General features: G+C 62.2%; 27 protein-coding genes and 2 tRNA genes. 12 read left to right on the forward strand and 17 right to left on the reverse strand.

Annotated elements, in window-relative coordinates:
• The first annotated feature begins 41 nt into the window (after positions 1-41).
• Complete coding sequence (locus CGZ66_RS18190) at positions 42-446, forward strand: DoxX family protein (protein ID WP_095086735.1); 405 nt, start codon at positions 42-44, stop codon at positions 444-446.
• Positions 447-449: 3 nt separating this feature from the next.
• Here CGZ66_RS18190 and ppx read toward each other — a convergent pair whose 3' ends face one another.
• On the reverse strand, positions 450-1985 hold the full coding sequence (gene ppx / locus CGZ66_RS18195) for an exopolyphosphatase (protein WP_095086131.1): 1536 nt from the start codon (positions 1983-1985) through the stop codon (positions 450-452).
• Positions 1985-4186, reverse strand: coding sequence for an RNA degradosome polyphosphate kinase (locus CGZ66_RS18200; RefSeq protein WP_095086134.1), 2202 nt, complete (start codon positions 4184-4186; stop codon positions 1985-1987). The genes ppx and CGZ66_RS18200 overlap by 1 nt, the downstream gene beginning before the upstream one ends.
• 238 nt (positions 4187-4424) lie before the next feature.
• Between CGZ66_RS18200 and CGZ66_RS18205 the strand changes: the two genes are divergently transcribed.
• Together CGZ66_RS18205 and CGZ66_RS18210 are read left to right on the forward strand one after the other, a co-directional pair.
• The gene (locus CGZ66_RS18205; protein ID WP_095086137.1) at positions 4425-4670 is read left to right on the forward strand and encodes a zinc-finger domain-containing protein; all 246 of its coding nucleotides are present in this window, start codon (positions 4425-4427) and stop codon (positions 4668-4670) included.
• Between the two features lie 19 nt (positions 4671-4689).
• Positions 4690-5928 carry an FAD-dependent monooxygenase gene (locus CGZ66_RS18210; protein ID WP_095086140.1) on the forward strand — a complete coding sequence of 413 codons (1239 nt, stop codon included), beginning with the start codon at positions 4690-4692 and terminating at the stop codon, positions 5926-5928.
• Between the two features lie 40 nt (positions 5929-5968).
• On the opposite strand, the gene CGZ66_RS18215 is transcribed toward CGZ66_RS18210, so the two are convergent.
• The 5 genes from CGZ66_RS18215 to CGZ66_RS18235 form a co-directional block, all read right to left on the reverse strand.
• A complete protein-coding gene (locus tag CGZ66_RS18215) occupies positions 5969-6637 on the reverse strand; it encodes a TIGR02117 family protein (protein ID WP_095086143.1) in 669 nt (222 codons plus the stop codon).
• Positions 6638-6752: 115 nt separating this feature from the next.
• Positions 6753-7502, reverse strand: coding sequence for an amino acid ABC transporter ATP-binding protein (locus tag CGZ66_RS18220; protein WP_184872215.1), 750 nt, complete (start codon positions 7500-7502; stop codon positions 6753-6755).
• 79 nt (positions 7503-7581) lie between these two features.
• Complete coding sequence (locus CGZ66_RS18225; protein ID WP_095086157.1) at positions 7582-8739, reverse strand: amino acid ABC transporter permease; 1158 nt, start codon at positions 8737-8739, stop codon at positions 7582-7584.
• A 4-nt stretch (positions 8740-8743) separates the two neighbouring features.
• A complete protein-coding gene (locus tag CGZ66_RS18230) occupies positions 8744-9931 on the reverse strand; it encodes an amino acid ABC transporter permease (protein WP_095086160.1) in 1188 nt (395 codons plus the stop codon).
• Between the two features lie 62 nt (positions 9932-9993).
• Positions 9994-11022 carry an amino acid ABC transporter substrate-binding protein gene (locus CGZ66_RS18235; protein WP_095086162.1) on the reverse strand — a complete coding sequence of 343 codons (1029 nt, stop codon included), beginning with the start codon at positions 11020-11022 and terminating at the stop codon, positions 9994-9996.
• Here CGZ66_RS18235 and CGZ66_RS39200 point away from each other — a divergent pair.
• Positions 11021-11368, forward strand: a complete 348-nt coding sequence (locus CGZ66_RS39200; RefSeq protein ID WP_143748784.1) for a hypothetical protein — start codon at positions 11021-11023, stop codon at positions 11366-11368. The genes CGZ66_RS18235 and CGZ66_RS39200 overlap by 2 nt on opposite strands.
• 74 nt (positions 11369-11442) lie before the next feature.
• Here the strand turns inward: CGZ66_RS39200 and CGZ66_RS18240 are convergent, their stop codons facing one another.
• Together CGZ66_RS18240 and CGZ66_RS18245 are read right to left on the reverse strand one after the other, a co-directional pair.
• Entirely contained in the window at positions 11443-12333 is an 891-nt protein-coding gene (locus CGZ66_RS18240; RefSeq protein ID WP_095086165.1) for a DUF2182 domain-containing protein, read from the reverse strand.
• A 9-nt stretch (positions 12334-12342) separates the two neighbouring features.
• A complete protein-coding gene (locus tag CGZ66_RS18245; RefSeq protein WP_095086166.1) occupies positions 12343-12978 on the reverse strand; it encodes a DUF1326 domain-containing protein in 636 nt (211 codons plus the stop codon).
• A 326-nt stretch (positions 12979-13304) separates the two neighbouring features.
• On the opposite strand from CGZ66_RS18245, the gene CGZ66_RS18250 reads away from it, so the two are divergent.
• The 5 genes from CGZ66_RS18250 (at position 13305) to CGZ66_RS18270 (ending at position 17453) form a co-directional block, all read left to right on the forward strand.
• Complete coding sequence (locus tag CGZ66_RS18250; RefSeq protein ID WP_095086170.1) at positions 13305-14474, forward strand: cystathionine beta-lyase; 1170 nt, start codon at positions 13305-13307, stop codon at positions 14472-14474.
• Positions 14475-14642: 168 nt separating this feature from the next.
• Positions 14643-15728 (forward strand): HPP family protein, encoded by a 1086-nt coding sequence (locus CGZ66_RS18255; RefSeq protein ID WP_095086173.1) that lies wholly within the window; start codon positions 14643-14645, stop codon positions 15726-15728.
• Between the two features lie 101 nt (positions 15729-15829).
• Complete coding sequence (locus CGZ66_RS18260; protein WP_095086176.1) at positions 15830-16504, forward strand: RNA polymerase sigma factor; 675 nt, start codon at positions 15830-15832, stop codon at positions 16502-16504.
• A 105-nt stretch (positions 16505-16609) separates the two neighbouring features.
• Positions 16610-17134, forward strand: coding sequence for a DUF4142 domain-containing protein (locus CGZ66_RS18265; protein ID WP_095086738.1), 525 nt, complete (start codon positions 16610-16612; stop codon positions 17132-17134).
• Positions 17135-17144: 10 nt separating this feature from the next.
• Positions 17145-17453, forward strand: coding sequence for a cupredoxin domain-containing protein (locus tag CGZ66_RS18270; protein ID WP_095086179.1), 309 nt, complete (start codon positions 17145-17147; stop codon positions 17451-17453).
• Here CGZ66_RS18270 and CGZ66_RS18275 read toward each other — a convergent pair.
• Positions 17399-18295, reverse strand: a complete 897-nt coding sequence (locus CGZ66_RS18275) for a crotonase/enoyl-CoA hydratase family protein (protein WP_095086182.1) — start codon at positions 18293-18295, stop codon at positions 17399-17401. The genes CGZ66_RS18270 and CGZ66_RS18275 overlap by 55 nt on opposite strands.
• 87 nt (positions 18296-18382) lie before the next feature.
• Here CGZ66_RS18275 and CGZ66_RS18280 point away from each other — a divergent pair, with 87 nt between their 5' ends.
• Positions 18383-18970 carry a TetR/AcrR family transcriptional regulator gene (locus tag CGZ66_RS18280; protein ID WP_167392158.1) on the forward strand — a complete coding sequence of 196 codons (588 nt, stop codon included), beginning with the start codon at positions 18383-18385 and terminating at the stop codon, positions 18968-18970.
• A gap of 98 nt (positions 18971-19068) precedes the next feature.
• Here CGZ66_RS18280 and CGZ66_RS18285 read toward each other — a convergent pair whose 3' ends face one another.
• The 6 genes from CGZ66_RS18285 to CGZ66_RS18310 all read right to left on the reverse strand — a co-directional run bounded on the left by CGZ66_RS18285 (position 19069) and on the right by CGZ66_RS18310 (position 23504).
• Positions 19069-20295 carry an anion transporter gene (locus tag CGZ66_RS18285; RefSeq protein ID WP_095086197.1) on the reverse strand — a complete coding sequence of 409 codons (1227 nt, stop codon included), beginning with the start codon at positions 20293-20295 and terminating at the stop codon, positions 19069-19071.
• 112 nt (positions 20296-20407) lie between these two features.
• Positions 20408-21421: a glycosyltransferase family 4 protein gene (locus CGZ66_RS18290; protein WP_245331139.1), complete on the reverse strand. Its 1014-nt coding sequence runs from the start codon at positions 21419-21421 to the stop codon at positions 20408-20410.
• A 195-nt stretch (positions 21422-21616) separates the two neighbouring features.
• On the reverse strand, positions 21617-22399 hold the full coding sequence (locus tag CGZ66_RS18295) for a GGDEF domain-containing protein (protein WP_095086200.1): 783 nt from the start codon (positions 22397-22399) through the stop codon (positions 21617-21619).
• 179 nt (positions 22400-22578) lie between these two features.
• A complete protein-coding gene (locus CGZ66_RS18300; RefSeq protein ID WP_095086203.1) occupies positions 22579-22803 on the reverse strand; it encodes a hypothetical protein in 225 nt (74 codons plus the stop codon).
• Positions 22804-23075: 272 nt separating this feature from the next.
• Positions 23076-23152 (reverse strand) — tRNA-Arg (locus CGZ66_RS18305).
• Positions 23153-23198: 46 nt separating this feature from the next.
• On the reverse strand, positions 23199-23504 hold the full coding sequence (locus CGZ66_RS18310) for an ETC complex I subunit (RefSeq protein WP_095086744.1): 306 nt from the start codon (positions 23502-23504) through the stop codon (positions 23199-23201).
• Positions 23505-23627: 123 nt separating this feature from the next.
• Between CGZ66_RS18310 and CGZ66_RS18315 the strand changes: the two genes are divergently transcribed.
• Together CGZ66_RS18315 and CGZ66_RS18320 are read left to right on the forward strand one after the other, a co-directional pair.
• Positions 23628-23704 (forward strand) — tRNA-Pro (locus CGZ66_RS18315).
• A 310-nt stretch (positions 23705-24014) separates the two neighbouring features.
• Entirely contained in the window at positions 24015-24476 is a 462-nt protein-coding gene (locus tag CGZ66_RS18320; RefSeq protein WP_095086206.1) for a hypothetical protein, read from the forward strand.
• Here the strand turns inward: CGZ66_RS18320 and hdaA are convergent.
• Positions 24473-25177, reverse strand: a complete 705-nt coding sequence (hdaA, locus tag CGZ66_RS18325) for a DnaA regulatory inactivator HdaA (RefSeq protein WP_095086209.1) — start codon at positions 25175-25177, stop codon at positions 24473-24475. The genes CGZ66_RS18320 and hdaA overlap by 4 nt on opposite strands.
• Positions 25178-25210 lie beyond the last annotated feature (33 nt).

The following is a 25210-nucleotide window of genomic DNA, read 5'->3' on the forward strand; positions in this document are numbered from 1 at the left end:
GTCTCAGCCGCCCCTGCTCGATCGACATCGGAGACGACAGCATGCCTCGTAACGCACTGCTTCTGCTTTCCCGGCTGCTGCTTGCCGCCTTGTTCGTACCCTCCGGCTTCCACGCGCTCTCCGACATTGTCGGCACGACAGGCTATTTCGCCAGCCTTGGCGTACCGCTGCCGACGCTCGCCGCGTGGGGTACCGGCTTGTTCGAACTGATTGCCGGGTTGCTCATCCTGGCCGGCTTCCAGACCCGGATCACCGCACTGCTGCTCGCCGCATTCTGCATTGTCGCTGGTTTCATCGGCCATTACGGCCAGGGCGGCGACGACGCGATGCTCGCCTTCCTGCATTCGCAGATGCTGATGAAGGACATCGCCATATCAGGCGGCTTCCTGGCGCTGGCGATGGCCGGCGCAGGTGCCTGGTCGACCGACGGGCGGCGTTCGGCGTAAGGCCTACTTCACCGAAACGCTCGGGCCGCCCTCGACGGCCAGCACCAGCCGACGGTTGGTTATCCTTGCCAGTTGCGCCAGGCGGCCGGCCGGCCGTTCGCCATAGAGGTCGGCCAGAGATGCAGGCAGCACCAGAGCCAGCACGCCGTTGCCGCGCTGTTCCCATTTCAGCCGGGGCATGATGCCAGGCATCGATGCCGTGAGCAGGTAGACGACGCGCATCATCGCCGCCAGCACGCGTGCCCGCTCCAGGTAACGCGGCGAAGCCAGCGCCTTGATCTCGGGCGCGATGGCTTCGTTGAAGATGCCGTCGTGACGATAGGCGTTGGCCAGTGCCAGGAAGGCACGGCCGGGATGGTCGACGCCGAAGAAGGACGCGTGCGCGATAATGTTGAGCGACTGCTTGCCGCGATATTCGGGATGCGCGCGCCAGCCGATATCGGCCAGCAATGCGGCGGCGTGGCGATAGCGCGCCTCGTCCTCGGTCTCGTCGATGCCGAAGGCGGCAAAGGTCCTGGCGGTCCAATCGACAAGTTCATGCGCATGGGTGACGGAGCGTGAGCGCAGCCGGGCGAGTTCCTCCGACGCCGAAATCAATGGATCGGCCTTCTGCTCGGCCTCGTCGAGCAGCGAATAGAGAAAGCCCTCGCGCACGCCGAGCGCCGACACGATGACCTTCGACGGCTGCATCGCCGCCATGATCTCCTGCAACACGATGGCGCCATAAGGCAGCAGCGAACGGCGGTTCTTCGAAACGCCTTCGATGCCCTTGACCTTCTCGATCTCGGCCTTGGCCACCTGCTTGAGGAAGTTCGTCGCACTGTCGGCGCTGATCTCGTAATGGTGCATGACGCCGAGCGGATAATTTGTCATTTCCATGTGCAGCCGGGCGAGATTTCGCCAGGTGCCGCCGACCGCGTAGAAGGGCCTGCCCTGCCCGCCTTTCAACAGCTTGGCCCTCGACAGTTCGTCACGCGTGATCTTGGCCGCCTGGGTCAGCGAGTTCTTCGCCATGTCCTGCAGGCGCAAGCCGCCAAGCGGCAGCGTTATGCCGTCGCCGATCGCCTCGCCGTTGACGTCGACCAGTTCGAGACTGCCGCCACCCAGATCGCCGGCGATGCCATTGGCCGGATGGAAGCCCGAAATGACGCCGAGCGCCGAATAATAGGCTTCCTGCCGGCCACTGATCACCCGGATCTCGGTCTTGAGCACATCCTCGGCACGGTGGATGAAATCGGGACCGTTGATCGCCTCGCGCGCCGCGGCGGTGGCCAGAACATACATATGCTCGGCGCCAGCCTGGTCGGAGAGCGCGCGAAAGCGGCGGAATTCCTCCATCGAGCGGGTCACCGCCTCGGGGTCGAGCTTGCCGGTGGAAACGATGCCGCGGCCGAGGCCGGCCAGCATCTTTTCGTTGAACAGCATGGTCGGCGAGCGCGCCAGCCCCTCATAGACGACGAGACGGATCGAATTCGACCCGATGTCGATGATGGATAGCGGTCGGCGGTCCTGCAACCGGCCCTGGGAATCAGACAGCATCAGGTGGACGCTGCGGCGTTCTTCTTGCGGCGCTTGAACTGCGCGATGCGCTTGGGCGCGTGCGACTTCAGCGCGTCACCCCGTCCCGACAGGCTCGGATTGGTCATGAAATATTCCTGCGCGTTGAACGGTTCCTCGCCCTCCTCCAGCACGACGCGCCGGGAGGTTCCATCAGCCAATACGTCGAAACTTTGCTGATTGTCCATGATGTTGCCCAGCATGATCTGGCCCAGGATCTGTTCATGCACAGTTGGATTGGTGATCGGCACCATGGTCTCGACGCGGCGGTCGAGATTGCGCGGCATCAGGTCGGCCGAAGAGATGTAGACGATCGCCTCGTCCGATGGCAGCCCATGACCATTGCCGAAGCAATAGATGCGGCTGTGTTCCAGAAAACGGCCGACGATCGACTTCACCCTGATATTTTCCGACAGGCCCGGGACCTGCGGCCGCAGGCAGCAGATACCGCGCACGACGAGGTCGATCTCGACGCCGGCACGGCTGGCGTCATAGAGCGCATCGATGATGATCGGATCGACAAGCGCGTTCATCTTCATCCAGATGCGCGCTGGCCTCCCCTCCACCGCATGAGCAATCTCGTCGGCAATATGCTTCAAGATGCGGCTTCTCAGCGTGAACGGCGAGATCGCCAACCGCATTTCATCCGTCGGCTCGGCATAGCCGGTGATGAAATTGAAGAGCTGGGCGACATCGCGGGCAATCGTGGGATCGGTGGTGAAGAAAGACAGATCGGTGTAGATGCGCGCGGTGACCGGGTGGTAGTTGCCGGTGCCGAGATGCACATAGTTGCGCAGCTTGCCGTCCTCGCGCCGCACCACCAGCGACATTTTCGCATGGGTTTTCAACTCGAGGAAGCCGAACACGACCTGCACACCGGCGCGCTCCAGGTCGCGCGCCCAGCGGATGTTGGCTTCCTCATCGAAACGCGCCTTGAGCTCGACCAGCGCCGTCACCGACTTGCCGGCCTCCGCCGCATCGACCAGTGCGCGCACGATCGGGCTGTCGTTGGAAGTGCGGTAAAGCGTCTGCTTGATCGCCACCACTTCGGGATCGGCCATCGCCTGGCGCAGGAACTGCACCACCACATCGAAGGATTCGTAGGGGTGATGGACGACGATGTCCTTCTCGCGGATGGCGGCGAAGCAGTCGCCGCCGTGCTCGCGGATGCGCTCGGGAAAGCGCGGATTGTAGGGCGTGAACTTGAGGTCGTCGCGCGGGACGGCGACGATCTCGGAAATCTGGCTGAGCGCCAGCGGACCGGTCAGAACGCTGATGCGGCTCGACGATACGCCTAGCTCGCCGGCAACGAAGTCGCGCAGTTCGGCCGGCATCAATACGTCGAATTCGATGCGGATCACCGACCCGCGGCGGCGGCGCTTCAGCGCCGTCTCGAACAGGCGCACCAGATCCTCGGACTCCTCCTCGACCTCGATATCACTGTCGCGGATGATGCGGAACGTGCCGGAGCCCTTGACCTCATAGCCTGGGAACAGCTTGCCGATATAGAGGCCGACTGCCTCTTCCAGCGGGATGAAACGGACATGGTGCTTGCGGTCCGGCAAACGGATGAAGCGCTTCAGCGCCACAGGCAGGCGCAGAAGCGCGCTCATCTCTTCGCCGTTCTTGCGGTGGCGCAATTGCAGCGCCATCGAGAAACCGAGATTGGGGATGAACGGGAACGGATGCGCCGGGTCGATCGACAGCGGCGTCAGCACCGGAAACACCTGCTCCTGGAAATGGTCTTCCAGCCAGATCTTTTCGTCCTTGGTCAGTGCATCACGGGTGATGCTCTCGATGCCTTCCTTGTTGAGCAGCACGATGAGTGCCGAAAGGCTCTTCTGCTGGTCTTCCTGCAGCCGTTCGACCTCCCGCAGCAACTGCTCGAGCTGCTGTTCGGGGGTGCGGCCGTCAGGGCTCTTCAGCGTGATGCCCTCGCGCACCTGGCCGGCAAGACCAGCGACGCGGACCATGAAGAACTCGTCGAGGTTGGCCGCCGAGATCGACAGGAAACGGACGCGCTCCAGCAGCGGATGATTGAGGTTCAGCGACTCCTCGAGAACGCGCCGGTTGAACTGCAGCCAGGAAAACTCCCGGTTGACAAAGCGATCCGGGTTGCCGCCCTCCGGGCGAGCCACCTCGACATTCACGAATTCGCTCTGCACCGGCTTCAGTTCGTTCATTTTCCCTGCTCTTCCCGCATGCTCCGCCGCCGAGCGACACAACCTTCCCGGATGCGCCGCAGGTGACCTGAAGCGAGGCCTGACCCTCTCCGTAACCCGATTCCGTTTTCGGGGTCATGCCTTAACCGGCTTAACTTATCCTCTGACAGGCTTTTGCGACAGTTTGATTTCATCGAACTTGCAAAGAGGCCGGTTATGATCCAGATGCAGAAGAGACTGCGTTAAGGAGACGACGACGATGGCAGGCGGTTCCATTCCCCATTTCCAGAACGATGCGGGCCACCCGGCGATCGACATCGGCGTCAAGGAATTCATGTGCACGGGCGCCAACCCGCCTTTCGACCACCCGCATGTGTTTCTCGACATGGGCGACGACAACGAAAAGGTCTGCCCCTATTGCTCGACGCTCTACCGCTATTCGTCCAAGCTGAAGGCGACAGAAACGCTGCCGGCAGGCTGTATCTACATCGACCAGGCCGCCTGATTCCTTCGCGGCAAGCCCGATGGACAACACGCGGTCCCGGCAAATCGTCATCGCCGGGGCGGGTGTCGCCGGGCTGACCGCCGCGCTGGCGTTCGCCGAACGCGGCTACCGCGTGCAGGTGTTCGAACAGGCGCAGCGCCTGGAAGCGGCTGGCGCCGGCGTCCAGCTTTCTCCCAACGCGACACGCATTCTTCGCCAGCTCGGCGCGCTCGACCGGCTGCTGCCGGCAGCGGTGCGGCCGGAAGCGGTGGTGTTGAAGGACGCCGCGACGTTGCGCGAACTGGCACGCGTGCCGCTGGGACAAGCCGCCGAAGCCCGCTGGCAGGCACCCTATCTCGTTGCGCACAGGGCTGACCTGCAGAGTGCACTGACTGCGCGCGTTGCCGAGATGCCGAACATTGTTCTTTCTCCCGGAGCACATGTCAGCGGCGTTACCAAGGGCAGCCATGGCGTCACAGTAGCTGCCGAGATGGACGGCGAGACCGTCGAGGCCGAGGGCTTGCTGCTGGTCGGCGCCGATGGCGTCTGGTCATCGGTGCGCGGACTTGTCGACACAACCCATGGGGCGGCCTCGCCGAGAAGTCACTTTTCGGGCGAACTGGCCTGGCGTGCCACCATTCCCGCCGACAGCGCTGCCGGACAAGCCTTTGCCGCGATCGGCGCCACCAATTGCGTCACCACCTTCCTGCATCCCGGCTTCCACCTGGTCGCCTATCCCGTAAGCAAAGGTGCTGCCTTCAATCTTGTCGCCTTCACCCGGGGCGAACGCATTGCCGAGGGTTGGTCGGGCAATGCCGACACCAGGATCTTGACCGGTGCCATGCACGGTACGGCAGCAGCACTTGCCCGTCTGATCGAGGCAGCTGGCCCATGGACGGCGTGGCCGATCCATACGGTGGAGAGCAAACTGCCTTGGACAAACGACCGCATGGCGCTGATCGGCGATGCGGCGCATGCGATGACGCCGTTCGCGGCGCAAGGTGCCGCCATGGCGATCGAAGATGCGGCGATGCTTGCGGATGTCGTTGCCGACTTGCCCGGCGATCCGGCACAAGGTCTTCAAATCTGGGAGAACCTGCGGCGGCCGCGCGTTGCCAGGGTCGCCCGTCGCGGCGCCCTCAACCGCCTCGCCTGGCATGCCGCGGGTCCAGTCTCCATCGCACGCAATCTGTTCCTGAAAATGCGCTCGTCTGAAAAACTCGCCGCCGATCTGGACTGGCTTTATGGCTGGCAGCCGCAGAAAATCATCCGGCGCTGAAAGCTGGGGCATAGCCCGGATGCCAACCCGTGGAGCGGTGCTAATTGTAAAGCCGCAGCGACAGACCGAGCGAAGCCGGCAGCGGGTTCCACCAGCCGGTGCGCAAGCCGGCGGTGCGCAAGGCCGCCGCGGTCCAGGTGTTGCAGCCGACCAGCGCGTTGAAATGGCCGTTGGCTTCATAGAAGCGGTCAAAGCTGGAATAGGCCGCGTCCGGAACAAGAAGCGGCCCTTGCGGCCCCCGCTGGAAACTCGCATCGATGAAATCGAGCAGTGCTGCAAAACGCTCCTCGCCGATGTCGAAGCCGGCGACATCCGGATGCGGTTCGACTATGGCGCCAGCAACATCGACATGCATGACCGACGCGTCGAGGGTCAGTGCCTTCATCACCGGGACGGCCTTGAGTTCGGACCACGTCGGCGTCTCCAGGTAGAAGGCGCGACCGCCCCAGCCGAAGACGACGTAGCGAACTTCCAGACCATCGGCTGGGATGCCGGCGTCGACCAGGAAATGGAACCGCTGGCGCACGCTGTCGTCGACCGGGATGGCGATGTCGGTGTGGATCGGGTTGTTCAGCACCAGGATATGGCGCGTGTTGGCGGGATTGGCGGCAGCCGGCGGCCACAGCGGCCGCGGCACGAGAGTGCCCAGCGTCACAGCGAACGCAACGACGATCAACGGCAGGCCTAGAAAACGTCCCAGCTTTTTCATGAATGGCGGCCTTGCAAACGCACCCCGGCGCGACACAGACCGCCCGCCTCCTACTCATCCATACGCAAAAGAGCCCGGCACTGTTTCAGCCGGGCTCTTCCTGGTTGTCGAAAGCCTAGTGCAGGATCTGCGACAGGAACAACTTTGTGCGCTCGTGGCGCGGATGGTCGAAGAACTCGGCCGGCGTGTTCTGCTCGACGATCTGGCCCTGGTCCATGAAGATCACGCGGTTGGCGACCTTGCGGGCAAAGCCCATTTCGTGCGTGACGCACAGCATGGTCATGCCTTCCTCGGCAAGGCCGACCATCGTCTCCAGCACTTCCTTGATCATTTCCGGATCGAGCGCCGAGGTCGGCTCGTCGAACAGCATGATGCGCGGGTTCATGCACAGCGAACGGGCGATCGCCACGCGCTGCTGCTGGCCACCGGACAGCTGGCCGGGATATTTGTTGGCCTGTTCCGGGATCTTGACGCGCTTGAGGAAATGCATGGCGATTTCCTCGGCCTGCTTCTTCGGCGTCTTGCGCACCCAGATCGGCGCCAGCGTGCAGTTCTCCAGGATTGTCAGATGCGGGAACAGGTTGAAGTGCTGGAACACCATGCCGACCTCGCGGCGCACCTCGTCGATCTTCTTCAGATCGTTGGTCAGTTCCTTACCGTCGACGATGATCTTGCCCTTCTGGTGCTCTTCCAGACGGTTGATGCAGCGGATCATCGTCGATTTGCCGGAGCCCGACGGGCCGCAGATGACGATGCGCTCGCCGCGCATCACTCTCAGGTTGATGTCCTTCAGCACATGGAACTCACCATACCATTTGTGCATGGCGACGATGTCGATGGCGACATCAGTGTCGGAGATGTGCATCTTGGCGGCGTTGACCTTGATCTCTTCCGCGCTGACAGCATTTTCGGTTGTCATGACAGGATCCCCTTGTTCTTTTTGTTTAGCGTTTGTGGCCGGTGTCGAGTCGGCGTTCAGTGTACATTGAATAGCGCGACATGCCGAAGCAGAACAGCCAGAAGACAAAGGCGGCGAAGATCAGACCCGACTTGGCGGTCTGCGCCGTCGCCCAGTTGGCGTCGGAGAAGTTCTGCTTGACTATGCCGAGCAGGTCGAACATCGAAATAATCGTGACCAGGCTGGTGTCCTTGAACATGCCGATGAAGGTGTTGACGATGCCCGGGATGACCAGCTTCAGTGCCTGCGGCATGACGATGAAATACATCTTCTGCCAATAGCCAAGGCCAAGCGAATCGGCGCCTTCATACTGACCCTTGGGGATCGCCTGCAGGCCGCCGCGCACCACTTCAGCCATATAAGCGGCGGCAAACAGCGACACGCCGATCAGCGCACGCAGATACTTGTCGAAGGTGACGCCCGGCGGCAGGAACAGCGGCAGCATGACGCTGGCCATGAACAGAACGGTGATCAGCGGAATGCCGCGTACGGCTTCGATGAAGATGACGCACAGCATCTTTACGATCGGCATTTTGGAGCGACGGCCAAGCGCCAGCACGATGCCAAGCGGCAACGACACGACAATGGCCACGAAAGACAGCGACAGCGTCACCAGCAAGCCGCCCCAGCGCGCCGTTTCGACATGTTCCAGACCGAACGCGCCACCGACCAGCAGGAAGAACGACACAATCGGGAGACCGACGATCAGCAGCAGGGCGTTGAGACCCTTGCGCGGCACGCTTGGCATCAACATCGGCACCATGAGCACGACCAGCAATATGCCAACCAGGATCGGCCGCCAGCGCTCCTCGACCGGATAGGTGCCGAACATGATCTGGCCGAACTTGGCGTTGACGAAGGCCCAGCAGGCACCGGACCAGCCATCCGGCTGGATACCGCCCTGCGCCACCGTGGCGCACACGGTCCGATTAGGTCCCGTCCACACGGCGTTGATGAAGGCCCAGTTGATGATCTGCGGCAGGATCATCGCCACCAGCGCGAAACCGATGATGGTCAAAATGGTGTCGCCCGTCGACGCAATCAGGTTCTTGCGCACCCAGGCGCTGAAGCCTGTGACGCCGGCCGGCGCCGGCTGCGCCAGTGCCATTTCGGTGCGAACCCAGGACATATCATGTTCTTGCATGTCCTTACCTCTCCACCAGCGCCATTTTGGCGTTGAACCAGTTCATGAATAGCGAGGTCAGAAGGCTGATGGCCAGATAGATCACCATCATGATGACCACGCATTCGACCGCTTGGCCGGTCTGGTTGAGCACCGTGCCGGTGGTTGCCGTCAGGTCGGGATAGCCGATGGCGATGGCGAGTGAGGAATTCTTGGTCAGATTGAGATACTGGCTGGCCAGCGGCGGAATGACGATGCGCATGGCCTGCGGCACAACCACCAGCCGCAACGCCTGGCCGGCACGCAGGCCAAGGGCTGACGAGGCCTCGCTCTGGCCCTTGGCAACACCGCGAATACCGGCGCGCACGATCTCGGCGATGAAGGCGGCGGTATAGAAGGACAGCGCTAGATAGAGTGACAGGAATTCCGGCTTGACGACGAAGCCGCCAGTCAGGTTGAAGGTCGATTGCTTCGGAAAATCAAAGGTTACTGGGAAGCCGCTCAGCACATAAGCAAGCAGCGGAAGCCCGATGATCAGCGCCAGCGACGTCCAGAACACCGGGAATTGCTGCCCGGTCGCCATCTGCCGCTGGTGCGCCTTGCGGGCGACGAACCACGCCATGGCGATGCCGACAAGCAGCCCCACCGGGATCAGCCAGGAGCCGTCACCCCATACGGCGCGCGGAAAATAGAAGCCGCGCTGGTTGAGGAAGGATCCGAACGGCAGGTTGATGCTATCGCGCGGCGCCGGCAGCACGGCCAGCACGCCGGAATACCAGAAGAAGATGACCAGCAGCGGCGGGATGTTGCGGAAGACCTCGACATAGACCGTGCAGATCTTCTGGATCAGCCAGTTCTGCGACAGCCGGCCGATGCCGACAATGAAACCAATGATGGTGGCGGTGATGATGCCGACAAACGCGACGATCAGCGTGTTGATCAAGCCGACGATGATGGCCCGGCCATAGGTGGAGTCCGACGTATAGGCGATCGCCGTATCGGAAATGTCGAAGCCGGCGCGGCCTCTCAGAAAGGCGAAGCCGGAGGCAATATGCAGGTTCGTCAGGTTCACGATCGTGTTGTGAACGATCCACCAGACACCAGACACCAGCAAGGCGACGACCAGGCATTGATAGAAAATGCTGCGGACTTTTGGATCATTTATGAGAGAAGCGCGACTTGGCTCCTCGCGAAGAACTTCCTGCGATGCCATTCGACCGTCCCCTGAAAGAGAAACCGGAAGGCAGACGATCTGCCTTCCGGATCACATTTCGATCAGCGGATCGGCGGAGCGTATTGCAGGCCGCCCTTGGTCCATAGCGCGTTGATGCCGCGGGCGATCTTGAGCGGGCTGCCCGAGCCGACATTGCGGTCGAACATCTCGCCGTAGTTGCCGGTGGCCTTGACGATGTTGACGACCCAGTCATTGGAGACGCCGAGATCGGTGCCGATCTTGGTATCGGCTTCCTGGCCGAGCACGCGCTTGATCTCCGGGCTGGCGGAGTTCTTCATTTCGTCGACATTGGCCTTGGTGATGCCGAGCTCCTCGGCGTCGAGCAGCGCGAAATAGGTCCACTTGACGATGTGGTACCACTGGTCGTCGCCCTGGCGCACGGCCGGTCCGAGCGGCTCTTTCGAGATGATCTCGGGCAGCACGACGTGGTCGGCCGGCGCGCCCAGCGTCAGGCGAATACCATAAAGACCCGACTGATCGGTGGTGTAGACGTCGCAACGGCCGGCATCATAGGCGGCGTTGACCTCTTCCAGCTTCTCGAAGACGACCGGGTTGTACTCCATCTTGTTGGCCTTGAAATAGTCGGCGAGATTGAGCTCGGTGGTCGTGCCGCTCTGCACGCAGACGGCGGCGCCGGAAAGCTGCAGCGCGGAATTGACGCCGGGCAGCTTCTTGGCGTTGATCATGAAGCCCTGGCCGTCATAGTAGGTGGTGCCGACGAAGTTCAGGCCAAGCGCGGTGTCGCGATTGATGGTCCAGGTGGTGTTGCGTGACAGGATGTCGACCTCGCCGGACTGCAACGCGGTGAACCGCTCCTTGGCGCTGAGCGGCGTGAACTTGACCTTGGTGCCGTCACCAAAGACGGCGGCCGCGACTGCGCGGCAGAAATCCGCGTCGATACCTTGCCAGTCACCCTTGTCGTCCGGCGCCGAGAAGCCAGCCAGGCCGGTCGAGACACCGCACTGGATGAAGCCTTTCGCCTTGACTGTGTCGAGCGTCGTTGCCGAGGCGGCTGACGCCATCAACCCAAGCGTGGCGGCGCCAAGAATGCTGATAGCAATATGTTTCATGACCCACAGACCCTTTTCTCTGTTTTTCAGGCAAACCCTGATCTTTTCCCGTGTGAACGCAGCTCCCATTCCGGCCCATACCCGGAACCCCGCATCGCAACCGACGCGCCGCCTCCCATTCACGAATGGCATCGAAGGCGATAATTCCGGTGAGGTCAAGGAAAATGACCGAATTCCAAAGAGTTTGAAAACCAACGGCCGCAAATGCCTGAATTGCAGCCAAGAGCGTCCGAAAATTAGCAAGCCGCGCAAACAAAATCGGCAAGTCCGGTTGGCCGCGGATCCGGACCATGCCGGCGAAATCTGTCCCGCGGATTTACTACGCGCCACCAATATCCCGGAATGAATTGGAGTACCCAAAGACTAAATGCATGACGAGCAATCCGGCCGCATGGCATGCCGGAACGGGAGAGCGCATGCTCAGGATGCTTGGACGAGCAGCCAGGCGCCGATTGCCGCCATCAGCGTGCCAGAGATGCGCGGGATCAACTGCCCGGTCGGGACGGTTTTTTCCAGAAGAATGAGGATGGCGATGCCGGCGATCCACAACACGTTCATGACGCCGCCGACGAACAGGAGTGCCATCAGCGCCCAGCAACAGCCGAGGCAATAGGCGCCATGAACGATCCCGAATCGAAGCGCACCGAGCGGATCGGAGCGGAACCCGCCATGAATGGCCAGAAATGCGATCGGTGCCTGGCATTGCTGCAGGCAGACGCCCTTCATCGGCGTCCATTGATAGAGGCCGGCCGCGATCAGGACGAGGCCGCCGAGAACCGTACTGTTGGTTGCCATCAACGGGCTCAGCAAGGCCTGACTGGCCAGCAGCCATTGCGCGCCGGTCGCAACCACGCTGAAGGCAACCCAGACGAGCAGATAGCCGGTGAAAAACCATGCAGTCGACGCGATGGGCCGCCCGCCCGCCCGCGCCTTGCGACCGACCCCGGCATAGAGCAGCACCATCGGCGCGACCGACGGCGTCATCATGCCAACCATCATCACGGACCACATGGCGAAGATGAAAGCGAAGTCGGCTGGCGCCCAGGCGCGGAAACCGGGCGCCATCGTGGCGCCCATGTCCATGCCACCCTTATCCATGCCCGGCATGTCCATATTGCCCGCATCGGTGCCTGACATGTCCATGCCAGCCATATCGCCAACTGCGGCGCTCGGGGCGGCAGCATGCTGCATGGCCATGTCGGCCGCGAGCCACAGCACATAGACCCATGCGAGCACGGCTATGATGACGAGCGCGGCCGTCACGACTGTGCGGTCGCGCCGCAGCACCGCCTCGAGAGCCGTGTCGATCATTGGATCAGGTCAATGCACGATGCCGCTTTGCGAGAGGTGCAAATTGGCGAAATGGCTATGCGAGTCCGCAAGTTCGAACTTGATCGGGCCGGTCGCCTTGGTCCAGCCACGCCCGACCTCGGCAAGCGAATATTCGAAACCATGCGTGAGGTCGATGCGCGCCCGATGCTCCGCACCGGTGACGGGATTCTTGATCGGCTCGCCGCGGCCCGAGGTTACGCCCGGCACGTGCAGGCGAGCGGCTCGGGCATCGATGTCGACTTCGAAGTCTATTGCCGCGAAGATCGGATCGTGGACCGTCTCCAATGTGGTCGAAAAGACCTGGAATATGGTCGCGCCGGGTTCGGTGTCCTCACCGCTGAGAATGCGAAGCAGCGCTCCGCGCTGCGCCTCGGTCGCCCGCTCGTCAATGACCACTGCCGCCTCACCCCTGCCGTGGTGAATTGCGCCGGGCCAGCGGAAGACACCGGCAAAGCGCAAGCCGTCCAGCTTGGTGTCGCCGTGATAGCCGCTCTCGATTTCCACGCCGACCACCGCGCGGCAGAATCCATTCGTCGGCAAGGCGTTGAACTGGCAGGGGCAGCCATAGGCGCAGTTGCAGTTGACGAACTCGCGCGCCTTGATCATCCACTTGACGTTCGTCATGGCATTCCTCCTTGGCTGCATTCACTGCTCTGCAAGCGAGATGCCCGGATCGCAGGGGATCAGGAGGTCAACCGGGAAGGATCATCCGGCAGCATCTGATCGAGGCAGTCCGGGAAAATATTAGGAATCAATCATATATCTTTCGCGGCCGTCCTCAATAGCCGAACGGCCAAGAGCGCAATGCGTTCGGACCGGGCAAGACTGTGCGCCGCTTCACCAGACACGACTTGGTACATCCGAAGTCGGTTGCCTGGCGGGTGCAGGCCGGTTGCACGGCCAAAGCGGTCGCACTATGGCTAGCGCCTTGTCGAACAAGGCGAAGAAGAATGGCGAAAGACGGCGACCGACTGGGTATCAACACGCGGCTTACCCATTCGGGCAACAACCCGCATGACTATTTCGGTTTCGTCAATCCACCGGTGGTGCACGCCTCGACCGTTCTTTATCCCGACGCGGCGTCGATGGCTGCACGCAGCCAGAAATACACTTATGGCACGCGTGGCACGCCAACGACCGATGCCCTTGCCCATGCCATAGATGCACTGGAGGGGTCGGCCGGCACGATCGTGGTGCCATCGGGCCTTGCGGCGGTGACCGTACCGCTGCTCGCCTTCGTCTCGGCGGGCGACCATCTGCTGATCGTCGATTCCGTCTATCACCCGACGCGCAACTTCGCCGACACCATGCTGAAGCGACTGGGCGTCGAGGTCGAGTACTACGCCCCCGATGTCGGCGCCGGCATCGCGGCGTTGATCAAGCCCAACACCAAGGTGGTGTTCACGGAATCGCCAGCGTCCAACACGTTCGAGCTGCAGGACATCCCGGCCATCGTCAAGGCGGCTCACGCCGCAGGCGCCATCGTCATGATGGACAATACCTGGGCGACGCCGCTGTATTTCCGCCCGCTCGACCACGGCGTCGACATCTCGATCCACGCGGCGACGAAATATCCGGCGGGCCATTCCGACGTGCTGCTTGGCACGGTCTCGGCCAACGAAGGCTGCTGGAAGCATCTTTACGAAAGCTTCTGCACGCTTGGCTGTTGCGCCGGGCCCGACGATGTCTACCAAGTGCTGCGCGGCCTGCGCACCATGGGCGTGCGCCTCGAGCACCATCAGCGCAGCGCGCTCGCCATCGCCTCCTGGCTCGAGGGCCAGAAGGGCGTGGCGCGCGTGCTCCACCCTGCCCTTCCCAGCCATCCGGACCACGGCCTCTGGAAGCGCGACTTCTCCGGCTCGAGCGGCATCTTTTCCATCGTGCTTGCCGGCGGCGGCCAGAAGCAGCAGCACGCCTTTCTCGACGCGCTGCAGATCTTCGGCCTCGGCTATTCCTGGGGCGGCTATGAGAGCCTTGCGGTGCCGGTCTGGCTCGCCGACCGCGTTGTCGCAAAGGGCCCGTATGAAGGCCCGTTGATCCGCCTCCAAATCGGCCTCGAGGATGTCGACGACCTGAAGGCCGACATTCTGCGTGGCCTGACCGCCGCGGCTTCTGCCTGAGCCATCGGGGCACCCGCCCAACTGATTCGGCAAATCACGGAATTCTATTTCTCAAAGCCGCGCCTTTGAGGATCAATTTGGCTTTCAAATCCGACAATGCCGCGTCATTGCGGTGCGATCATCTGGTTTCGACTTCCCTCTGGCATACCGGCAGAGTTTCCGACTCCCATGGCCTTTCGCCTTTTTGTTCCGATTCTTGCCGGCGCGACGCTGCGCGAGCGCATCATCGCCTGCATCGGCGCGACGATCGGCATTGCACTGACCGGCGCGATCGGCGGTCTGGTGCTCGGCAACGGCCCGCACGTGCCGCTGCTGGTGGCGCCGATGGGAGCCTCGGCCGTACTCCTGTTCGCGGTGCCGGCCAGCCCGTTGGCGCAGCCATGGTCGATCATCGGCGGCAACACGATATCGGCACTGGTCGGCGTGATCGTGGCGCATTTCATCCACGAAACCGCCCTTGCCACCGGCATCGCGGTGGCGCTTGCCATCGCCGCCATGTCGTTCACGCGCTGCCTGCATCCGCCGGGCGGGGCGGCTGCCCTGACGGCAGTGTTGGGAGGGCCTGCCGTCACCAGCGCCGGCTTCCTTTTTCCATTCGTGCCGGTGGCGTTGAACTCGCTTCTGCTGGTGGCGCTGGGCTACGGCTTCCACAAGCTGGCCCGTCGCAATTACCCGCACGTGCCGATTCCCCCGACGAACAGCCATGGCACCGTCGATCCGCCGGCGCAGTTGCGCGTCGGCTTCCAGCCCGAAGACATCGATGCCGCGCTTGGCGCGCTCGACGAGACGTTCGATATTGATCGCAATGATCTCGACCGGCTGCTGCGGCAAGTCGAATTGCAGGCTCTGGTGCGCGCGCACAAGGGCCTGCTGTGCGAGGACATCATGTCGCGCAATGTGATCTCGGTCGACGAACACACGTCCACCGAGTCAGCGCGCCAATTGCTGCTTGACCACAACATCCGTACCTTGCCGGTCGTCAACGCGGAGACAAGGCTGGCAGGCACCGTGGGATTGCGGGAACTGGCACTGGCCTCCGGCACGGTCGGATCCGTGATATCGCCCGCGGCGACAGCCGCCGCCGGTTTCGCCGCCATGGGTCTGCTGCCGGTACTCACCGACGGCCGCAGCCATGCGGTCATCGTCGTGGACGACGACAAGCGCATTCTCGGACTGATCACACAGACCGATCTGCTGGCAGCCACGGCGCGTCTGCAGGCTGCTGACAAGTCCTCGCCGGAAGCGGTACGGTAGCCGCCGCCGGACCCGGCAAAAATGGCCGGGAACCTTTTGCCGGCAATGCCATCCAATCTCTCAATCGGGTTTCGGTCCGGGATTGGGTTGAGGAACTGGCCATGCCTGCTGTCTTGACGGCCATGCCTTCTGTCGCTTCAGGCGACATGCAACTCGTGCGCCGCGCCTTGGCGCGCGAGGGCGACGCTTTCCGCACCATCATCAAGATGCACAACCAGCGGCTCTACCGCATCGCCCGCGGCGTGGTGCGCAATGACAGCGAGGCCGAGGACATCGTGCAGGAGGCCTATGTCAGGGCCTTCGCCCATCTCGATGCGTTTCGCGGCGACGCCTCGCTTGCCACATGGTTGTCGCGCATCGTCATCAACGAGGCGCTCGGCCGACTGCGCAAAAGACGCAGGACGGTGGCAATGCCGGAAAATCCGCAAGCCGAGATCATCCGGTTCCCCCTCAACCCCAGCGACGATCCGGAACGGACGATGGCGCAACGGCAGATCCTCCAGCTGGTGGAACGGGCCACCGACAGCCTTCCGGATGTCTACCGGACTGTGTTCGTGGCGCGGGTGATCGAGGGGCTGAGCATTGAAGAGACCGCCGATCTCCTCGGCGTCCGGCCACAAACCGTCAAGACAAGGCTGCACCGCGCCCGCACCCTGGTACGCAAGGCACTGGACGACCAGATCGGGCCGGTGCTGCTCGATGCGTTCCCCTTCGCCGGCCGACGTTGCGAAAGGCTGACCAGCGCCGTGATGCGGCGGCTCGGCCTGGAAAGCTGACCTTTCGCCGATTCCTTGGGAACGTTTGCCGCTGCCCGGCATCCAATGACCGTCAACCGAGAAACACTGACCGGCGCGATTTCCGCTCCGGGCGAAGGAGATGCCATGCCTATCCGACACACCGCTGCCCTGGCCGCCATGCTGCTGCTTGGCACTGCCCCGTTCGCGCAAGCGGCCGACAAGCCGACCGACCCACAGATCGCCCACATCGCCTACACGGCCGGGGTCATCGACGTTGAAGCCGCCAAGCTGGCGATCGAGAAATCGAAGAACAAGGACGTCGTGGCCTTCGCCAACGACATGGTGCGCGACCACGAAGCCGTGAACGTGCAGGCGCTCGACCTGGTCAAGAAGCTCAAGGTGACGCCGGAAGACAACGCCACCAGCCAGGCGCTGAGCAAGGCGGCCGCCGAAGAGAGGGCCAAACTAGCCAAGCTCGAGGGTGCTGCCTTCGACAAGGCCTATGTCGACAACGAGGTCGCCTACCACAAGCAGGTCAACGGCGCTCTCGAAACGCTGCTCATCCCGTCGGCCAGCAATGGCGAACTGAAGAGCCTGCTTGAGACCGGCCTGAAGATCTTCCAGGGCCATGAGCAGCATGCCGAACATGTCGCCGGCATGCTGAAGTAGGACAGGCAGTATGTCGAAACGCCATCTATGGATCGCGCTGACGCTGGCCATCGGCATCGTTCCGGCACAGGCTGAAACCATCCACGTCACAATCGACAAGCTGGTGTTTTCGCCAGCCACTGTCGAGGCCAAGGTCGGAGACACGATCGAGTGGGTGAACAAGGACGTGTTCGCCCACACGGCGACCGTCAAGGGCGGCTGGGAGGTGACGATCCCGCCGAAAAAGTCCGCGAGCCTCACCCTGCAGAAGGCTGAGACGGTCGATTATTTCTGCCGTTTCCACCCCAACATGAAAGGCCGTTTGGTGGTGGCGCCCTGATCCAGTGCCAACGAGACCCGCCTGGCCTCGTCAGGCCGAGCGATGTGCGTCCATGAGCCGTCGAAACGGGGCTCGCGGCGTGTCAGCCAGGCATCCAGCGCTTCGCGCAGGTCGGCGGTCGGAGCCATGCGGGCAAACTGCTCGGCTTCGACCTGCAGGCCTTCCGCGATGCTCAGGTTGAGGCCGCGCGCCACCGAGGTGAGGATGCCCGCGATCGCCAGATCGGAGTGCCGCAGGATACGCTTGGCGAGGCCCATTGCGGCCGGCATCAAATCGCCATGCGGCACCACCTGGTTGACGAGGCCAAGTTCAAGGGCGCGCTCCGGCGGAAACCAATCGCCGGTCAAGAGCAGTTCGAGCGCCCTCTTGCGCCCGGCGAGCCTGGGCAGGCGCTGCGTTCCGCCAAAGGTCGGCGGCATCGCAAGGCTGATTTCCGGCTTGGCGAACAGGGCGCGTTCGCTGGCGATGGCCAGCGGCACGGCCTCGGTGATTTCGCAGCCGCCGCCAAAGGCAATGCCGTTGACCGCGGCGATGACGGGTTTGCGGAATGCTTCCAGCCTTGCCGTCAGCCGCTGCCCGCGCATCACAAAGTCACGCATCGCGACATCGACGCCAAGCGCCACACTGGCCGAGAATTCATGGATGTCGCCACCCGCCGAAAACGCCCGCTCCCCTGCTCCGGTAAGAATGACCGCCCGAACGCCGGCATCGACTTCAATGTCGTCGAGGACTGCGAGCAGGCGATCGATCAAGGCATAGTTCAACGCGTTGAGCTTCTCCGGCCGGTTGAGGGTGAGGATGGCAATCCCATCCCTGGTTGCGTTGAGGACAAGATCGGTCATTTGGCTTCCTTCTCCAGCGTACCCATGGCTGGGAAGGTTACGCCCTTCGTCGCTTGTGTATATTCACTAGTCAGTATACATAAGCGAATGCCTGAAGCGCAAAGCCCCACCCGCAAACGCATTGTCGATGCCGCAACAAGACTGTTTTACGCGGAAGGAATCGGCCGCGTCAGCGTCGATGCCGTTGCCGAGGAAGCCGGGCTCACCAAGCGGACGCTTTATTATCACTTCAAGAGCAAGGACGACCTGATCGCCGCCTATCTCGATGGCCGCGACCAACCCAATCTGAAGCGGATGGCCGGCTGGTTCGATGCCTCCGAAGGCGGAGCGGATCGCAAGGTCGAGGCGATCTTCGCCAATCTGGCGAAGGCCGCCCACCATCCGAAATGGAAAGGATGCGGCTTCCTGCGCACGGCCGCGGAACTCGCCTCGATGCCTGGACACCCGGCGATCAAGGTCGGGTCGCGGCATAAGTCAAATTTTGAGACGTGGCTGGCCGGTGCGTTGTCCGTCCGGGGCGTCGAGGAGCCGCAAGCCTTGGCACGCGAGATCGTGCTCCTGATAGATGGCTGCTTTTCGATCATGCTGATCCACCGCAATCCCGATTACATCGAGGCAGCAGGCCGCGCCGCGGCGACGCTTGTCCGGGCTCGAATTGCCAGCGACCAGGTCTAAAGCGCGTCGCGTTTGAACGGATTCAGGCAACGCGCCTTAGGTCTTTGTTTTGATGCATGTCGTTCTCCCAAAACCGGGCCACTTTTGGGCGACATGCATTAGAATCCAAACGCCAGCCATGCCGTGCCGACCACCAGCGTTATCAATGTCAGCGGCAAGCCGACCTTGAAGAAGGCGCCGAACGACAGCTGCGTGCCGGCGGTCCTTGCCTGCTCGGCGACAATCAGGTTGGCGACCGAACCGAGCAGCGTGAAATTGCCGGCTAGCGTCGAGCTCATGGCGACCACAAGCCAGGCACGTTCGGGATTTTCAAGGCCGGGTATGAAGGGCCGCAGCGCCAGCACGGCCGGGACATTGCTCATGATGTTGGAGAGCACCGCGGTGAAGCCGGACAGGCGCCAGACATCGTCCAGCCCAAGGTTCTTTGCCGAGGCGATCATGTCTGGCGTCAGCAGCGTCTTTTCCGCGCCGGCGACGACCACGAACAGACCGGCGAACATGAACAGCAGCGGCCCGTCGATCTCGCGGTAGATGCGTTCCGGTTTGATGGCACGGGTGAGCAAGAGGATGGCACCGCCAATGAGTGCCGCCTTGGCGACGGGCACGCCGGCGAAGAAGGCGATGGCCAATCCGATGCAGACCACCACCGCCTTAAGCACCTGTCCCTTGTGCATGCGACCACGCGAGACTTCTGGGGTCAATTGGGCCGTGCGGGCGAATTCGGCCCTGTAGACGATGCGGATGATGACAATGACCGCGACCAGGCCAAACAGAGCGACCGGAGCAAGGGCCGCCGAAAAGGCAGGATAGGAAATGCCCGACAGCGCGCCGATCACCATGTTTTGCGGATTGCCGGTGATGGTGGCGACGCTGCCACAATTCGACGCGGTGGCGGTGGCGATCAGATAGGGGATGGGGTTGCGCTTGATGACGCGGGTGACGTGGACGACGATCGGAGCCATGACCAGGCAGATGGCATCGTTGACCAGGAAGGCCGACAGCACGCCGGTCAGCAGCGTCACCATGACCAGGAGCATGAAGGGCGCATGTGCCTGCTCGATGGCGACGGCGCCAAGACCGCGAAAGGCGCCGGAAACCTTCAGATGCGCCACCACGATCATCATGCCGAGCAGAAGCGTGATGGTGTCGAAATTGATCGCGCGGTAGGCATCTTCCATGCTGAGCGCGCCGACGGCGATCATCGCAGCCCCGCCGAGCAGCGCGATCCCTGCCCGGTCGAGGCGCAGGCCCGGGATGCGGCCAATGGCGACACCAGCGTAGGTCAGGATCAGGATCAGCAGTGCCGCCGCGCCCGTCAATGTCATCGGTAAGAAGTCCTGCTCAGTCTGTGGCGCGCCGCTGCCCGTCCGCCCGATGGTTGGTTTGCATGCCAGCTTTAGCGCGATGCCGAGGGTGTCTGCAAAGCCCGATGTGCTGCTAGTGCAGATAGAAATCCAGCCGCCGTCGAAGCGCCTGCGAAGAAAACAGCTGCTCAACGGTCCGCCGCGCCTCACGACCCACTGTCGCCCGCAGCTCCGGATCGGCTTTGAGGTCGGCCAGGATCTGCCGCGCCTGTTGCGTCGTCTCGAACAGAAAACCGTTTTCGCCATGCCTGATATGGTCGGCATAGCCGCCATGCGAATGGCAGACCACAGGCAAACCACAGGCCATCGCTTCGAACACCACCCGGCCGAACGTCTCAACATGGGAGCCGGTGCGATAGTAGAACACGTCGAGCGTCGGCAGGAACTCTTCGGCCGCAAACCGGCCTTGCGGAAGGAGTTCGAGTTGCGGATGCGGTTTGAGCCTGTCCTTGAGCAGCATCCCGCCCTGAATCCGCAACGCGACACCATCCGCCAGCAATGCTTCGTAAAGCAGCACATCGTCTGCATGATGTTTGTCCGGGGTGTCTCGGCTCAATCGTCCCAGGGTGAACGGACGACCGGGCTTGACCGGTTTTGGTGAAAAACGTTCGATATCGATCGGCGACGGATGCACGACGCCATCGACCCGCAGCGTGCGTTTTTGAAAATCGGAAATCAGCACCAGTTCGGCGTCGGGCCAGCTGAGCATATGGGGCATGCGCGTCGTCAGCGGGATGACTTTCGGGTGAAAGGTATTGAAGACATAGATCAGCCGACGCGGCCGCGGGATCAGGTAGGGCCACATTTTGTTGCGCCAATGCGCGCCGAAGAAGACGTAGGTACCGCCGTCCGGCACATTCCACTTTGGCAGCGAGATGCGGTGAATCGGAAATTGCCCCATCAACTCGCCGGACACCCTGGAGGACGTTGCCCACAGACGCACCTCGGAGTCAGCGCTCAACAGCCGGTACAGTTCCAGGGTTTCGAGGTCACTGCCGCCAAAAGGGTTCTGAAAGCCATTGAACAAATGAATCATAGTTGCTGCGCTGATCTTGCCTGAACCGTCCCGCCATTCGTTCGCCGGCATTGAGAAAGGCCATGACTGGACCGGCCCGGACGCTTGCGAAACTCGGGAAAGCAGTAACGCTTTTTAGCGTGATGTCAGCAAAGCGAAAGCACCGTCAGCGCGACAGATTACTCAAGTCAGCGTGCGGTGCCCGAGGTCTTCGTGCCCAACAGTGACAGGACGCGACGGTTCAAGGTTGCGTGACCACGCTTGCTGTCAATGCACGATGGCGCCGCTGGGCACCAGAGAAGCCCCTGATGGATCGAAGCTGACTTGATCGCGCCCGTTCGATTTGGCCGCGTAGAGCCGCCTGTCGGCAGCCACGAAAATCTCTTCGAAGGTTGTCGGCCCGGTAAAGCTTGTGCCGCCGATGCTGACGGACAATGGGCATGGCCGCCCGCCCGGCGAGAAGTCCATCTCACGGATGCGCCGACGAATGCTTTCGGCAACCACCCATGAATGCGAGGGATCGACGCCGGGCAGAAACACGCCGAACTCTTCGCCACCGATGCGGCCGACGATGTCGCCGCCGCGCAGCTGGCCTTTGATCGCCTGCGCGATCAGCTTGAGCGCCTGGTCTCCGCAGTCATGTCCGTGCCGGTCGTTGATCGACTTGAAATGGTCGGCATCGATGATCAGCAGCGCCCCCGAATGGGCCTGCTCCTGCTTGCGGGTCTGCTCGAGATAGGCTTCGACCAGCATCGAGAAGGCGCCGCGGTTCAGCACGGCCGTCAGGCTGTCGGTCGCGGCAACGATGCTGAGATCACGCTGGGCGATGGCCAGCTGGCGGATCTTCCACATCAGGAAAAACAGAAACGAGCCGCCCAGCACCAAAGGCAACATCAGATCGGTCAGTTGCGCCCGCCACAGTGCCTCGGGTGAAAGATAGGGGAAATTGAAGGAATCGACGAAGAACGCCACGGCGATGAAGAATGCCGTACCGGCTGCCGTGACAGCGATCACCCTGCCCCAGCTCGTCGGCGACACATCGATCCTCATCGCGTTCCACTCCGTTAGCCACTGCTACTATGACGCAGCAACGCAAACAAATTGATAAGACTTTCCTTCCAATTCGATATCGGCAGACACGACAACACAACGGCCACCGACGGCAGCCGTGCTCGCTCCCGCGGGTGAAAACCGTCGCTCTGCTGGACTTCGTGCAGGACTCCTGAATGTCAGCGGTTGGGCGCTGGTCCACCCAGCGCCTCGGCAACGAACGATGCCGCGATCAAGTCGTCGGCATCCAGTCGTAGGGAGCCGTCGCCTGCCCCCATGATGGCGGCGACCTTGTGAAACGTTTTCATCTCATGGTCGGAAATTTCGGCATCCTGCATTCTGGCCTTGAGTTCAGCGATACGCCGCCCCAAGGCGGGGGACGTTCCAATCTCGCGTTTCGACATAACCTGGCTTCTCCTCCCCCAACCCGCGCTTGTTTTACCCCACCCCTTTCGTCGGCCCGCACATTGCCTTCTTATGAGGCACCGCGAATACAAGGCCCCGAACGCGTGGTGGGAGCTATGGTTCCAACCCCGCTGGATCACGAAATAATTCCGGATCGCTGCGCCGAACCCAGGCTCAACTCCCTGTTGCACAAGGTGGTGGCGCTGGCAGTCGCGGGGTGACAGAGCGAGCGGCCCTGATCAGGCTCACCGGTACAAACTTTTGAAATTATTGGCGATCCCGACAGGATTCGAACCTGTGACCATCGGCTTAGAAGGCCGGTGCTCTATCCAGCTGAGCTACGGGACCGCTGGCCGGCCGCCGGGCCGGCTGAATACTTGACGCTGGCCGCCGGTCAATGCGTCCAGGGCGTCCTGCGGTCATAGCGGAAATTCTCCGCATAGGAAATCTGGCGGCGCTTGGTCTCTTTCGGCTCCTCGACGCGGAAGGCAAAACCTTCCTTTTCGGCGTAGGCCACCGCTTCTTCCCTCGTATCGAAGGTGAGCCTGATCTGGCTCCTCATGTCTCCCGACGTGGTGTAGCCCATCAAGGGGTCGATCTTCTTGCGCATCTCGGGGTCGAATTCCAGCACCCAATGGCCGGTCTTGGCCTTGCCGGACTGCATCGCGGTTTTGGCTGGGCTGAAAATGCGCGCGGACATGGCCACCTCGTTATTGTGCAAGGCAGCATCGCCACCCTGCGACGTCATTACTGCGCAATGCGCAACACGGCAAGGTTTTTGCACTTGCCATGCAACACCGAAATGAATAGGCAACAGACCGTTCGGAGTGTAGCGCAGCCTGGTAGCGCATCTGGTTTGGGACCAGAGGGTCGGGAGTTCGAATCTCTCCACTCCGACCATCCTCTCCCGGAATGCAATGTCGTTAGCCGTTGGCGCGACCGTATGGTGGTCTTGCGTCGCTCTCGGTCGTCGGCCTTGCCGCGACGGTTTTCCGGTGCAAGTCGGAAGGCAGCGACGGAAGCGCTTCGAAAATGGCAGCAAACGACAGGCCGGTCATCCTCCGGAAAGGCAAGGCCAGCTTTTGTTTCCTCATAGCGGGACAGATCTCAGATTGCCGCTTTCTTGTTTTCCAGAGTCAAACTTGTTTTTTGACTAAGTGACCCGTGTCATGTCATCTGGAAGAAGACGGTATCCGAAGCGGGCAGTAGAATGTCTAACTCCTATCCTGGTGAAGAGGCGACAGCCGAACAGATACTTGAACTCGCAAGTGAATTCAAAAATGCGGCGGTCAATCTTCTAGCACTTCGCCGCAAGCGTAATGCTCTTTCCCTGGTGCCATGCCGTTTCGCTGCACTTCACGCGATTGAACTCTACCTCAATGCGCGGCTCCTGCTGTCCGGTTCCGATCCAAAAATGGTCCGCGGGCTACATCATGATTTTGCTGCACGCACCGAAAAAGCCGTTATTTCTGGACTCGTCCTACGGAAACGCACGGCAGATCACCTGTCTCAACTGACTGGAAACAGAGAATATTTGGTGGCTCGGTACGGCCCCGAAATGACCACCACCCTGTCACAAATCAACAGGTTGATGGCGACATTGCACGAGATCGCAACGAAAGTAGAGGGGCCGCGCCGTCTCGGAGCAGTACGCCAGACAACCAGCAGCTAGATCTCGAATTCGCCCTGCCCCTCGTCCATGGCGCTGACGGTTTCGGCCGCCAATGCCCGCGTGATCGGTGTCTTGCGCTCGAGCGCTGTGCGGTCCAGCCGTTCCACCACACGCATCGCGGTCGCCAGCGAGCGCTCGATGCGGCGGACCAGATACTGCACGACATGCGGCTCGACCTCGACCTGGCGGTCGGCGAACAGCTTGGTGATGACGCCGGCGAGCAGGACGTCGTCGGGCTCATGGATCTCGACCGTCGCCGCCGCCTTCAGCCGCGAGGCCAGATCAGGCAGCGCAACACCCCAAGCCGAGGGAAAGCGGCGCGCCGTCAACAACAGCGTTGAGCCCGCACCACGCACCGCATTGATCAGATGGAACAGGCCTTGCTCGTCCACCGCGTCGGCATCGACATCGTCGATCAGTGCCGGCCGGGGGCCGAGATTGGCGATGCTGTCACCGATACGCCTGGCGTCGACCGCCACCGCGTTGGCGCGCGCGCGCCAGATCGAGGCCAGGTGCGTCTTGCCGGAGCCGGCGGGACCGGCCAGCACCACCACCGGCGAGGGCCAGTCCGGCCAACGGTCGACCAAAGCCACTGCTTGCGCATTGGTGCCGGAGACGACGAGGTCGTCGCGCGAATAGCCGGTGCCATGGCCGAGATCGAGCGGCAATTGGCGCGGCGGGTCGGCTTTCTGGTCGCTCATACTGGCTCAGCCATGCGGCCCGGCAAGGAACCT

The sequence above is a fragment of the Mesorhizobium sophorae genome (assembly GCF_002270415.1).
In the GTDB taxonomy this organism is placed as follows: Bacteria; Pseudomonadota; Alphaproteobacteria; order Rhizobiales; family Rhizobiaceae; genus Mesorhizobium; species Mesorhizobium sophorae.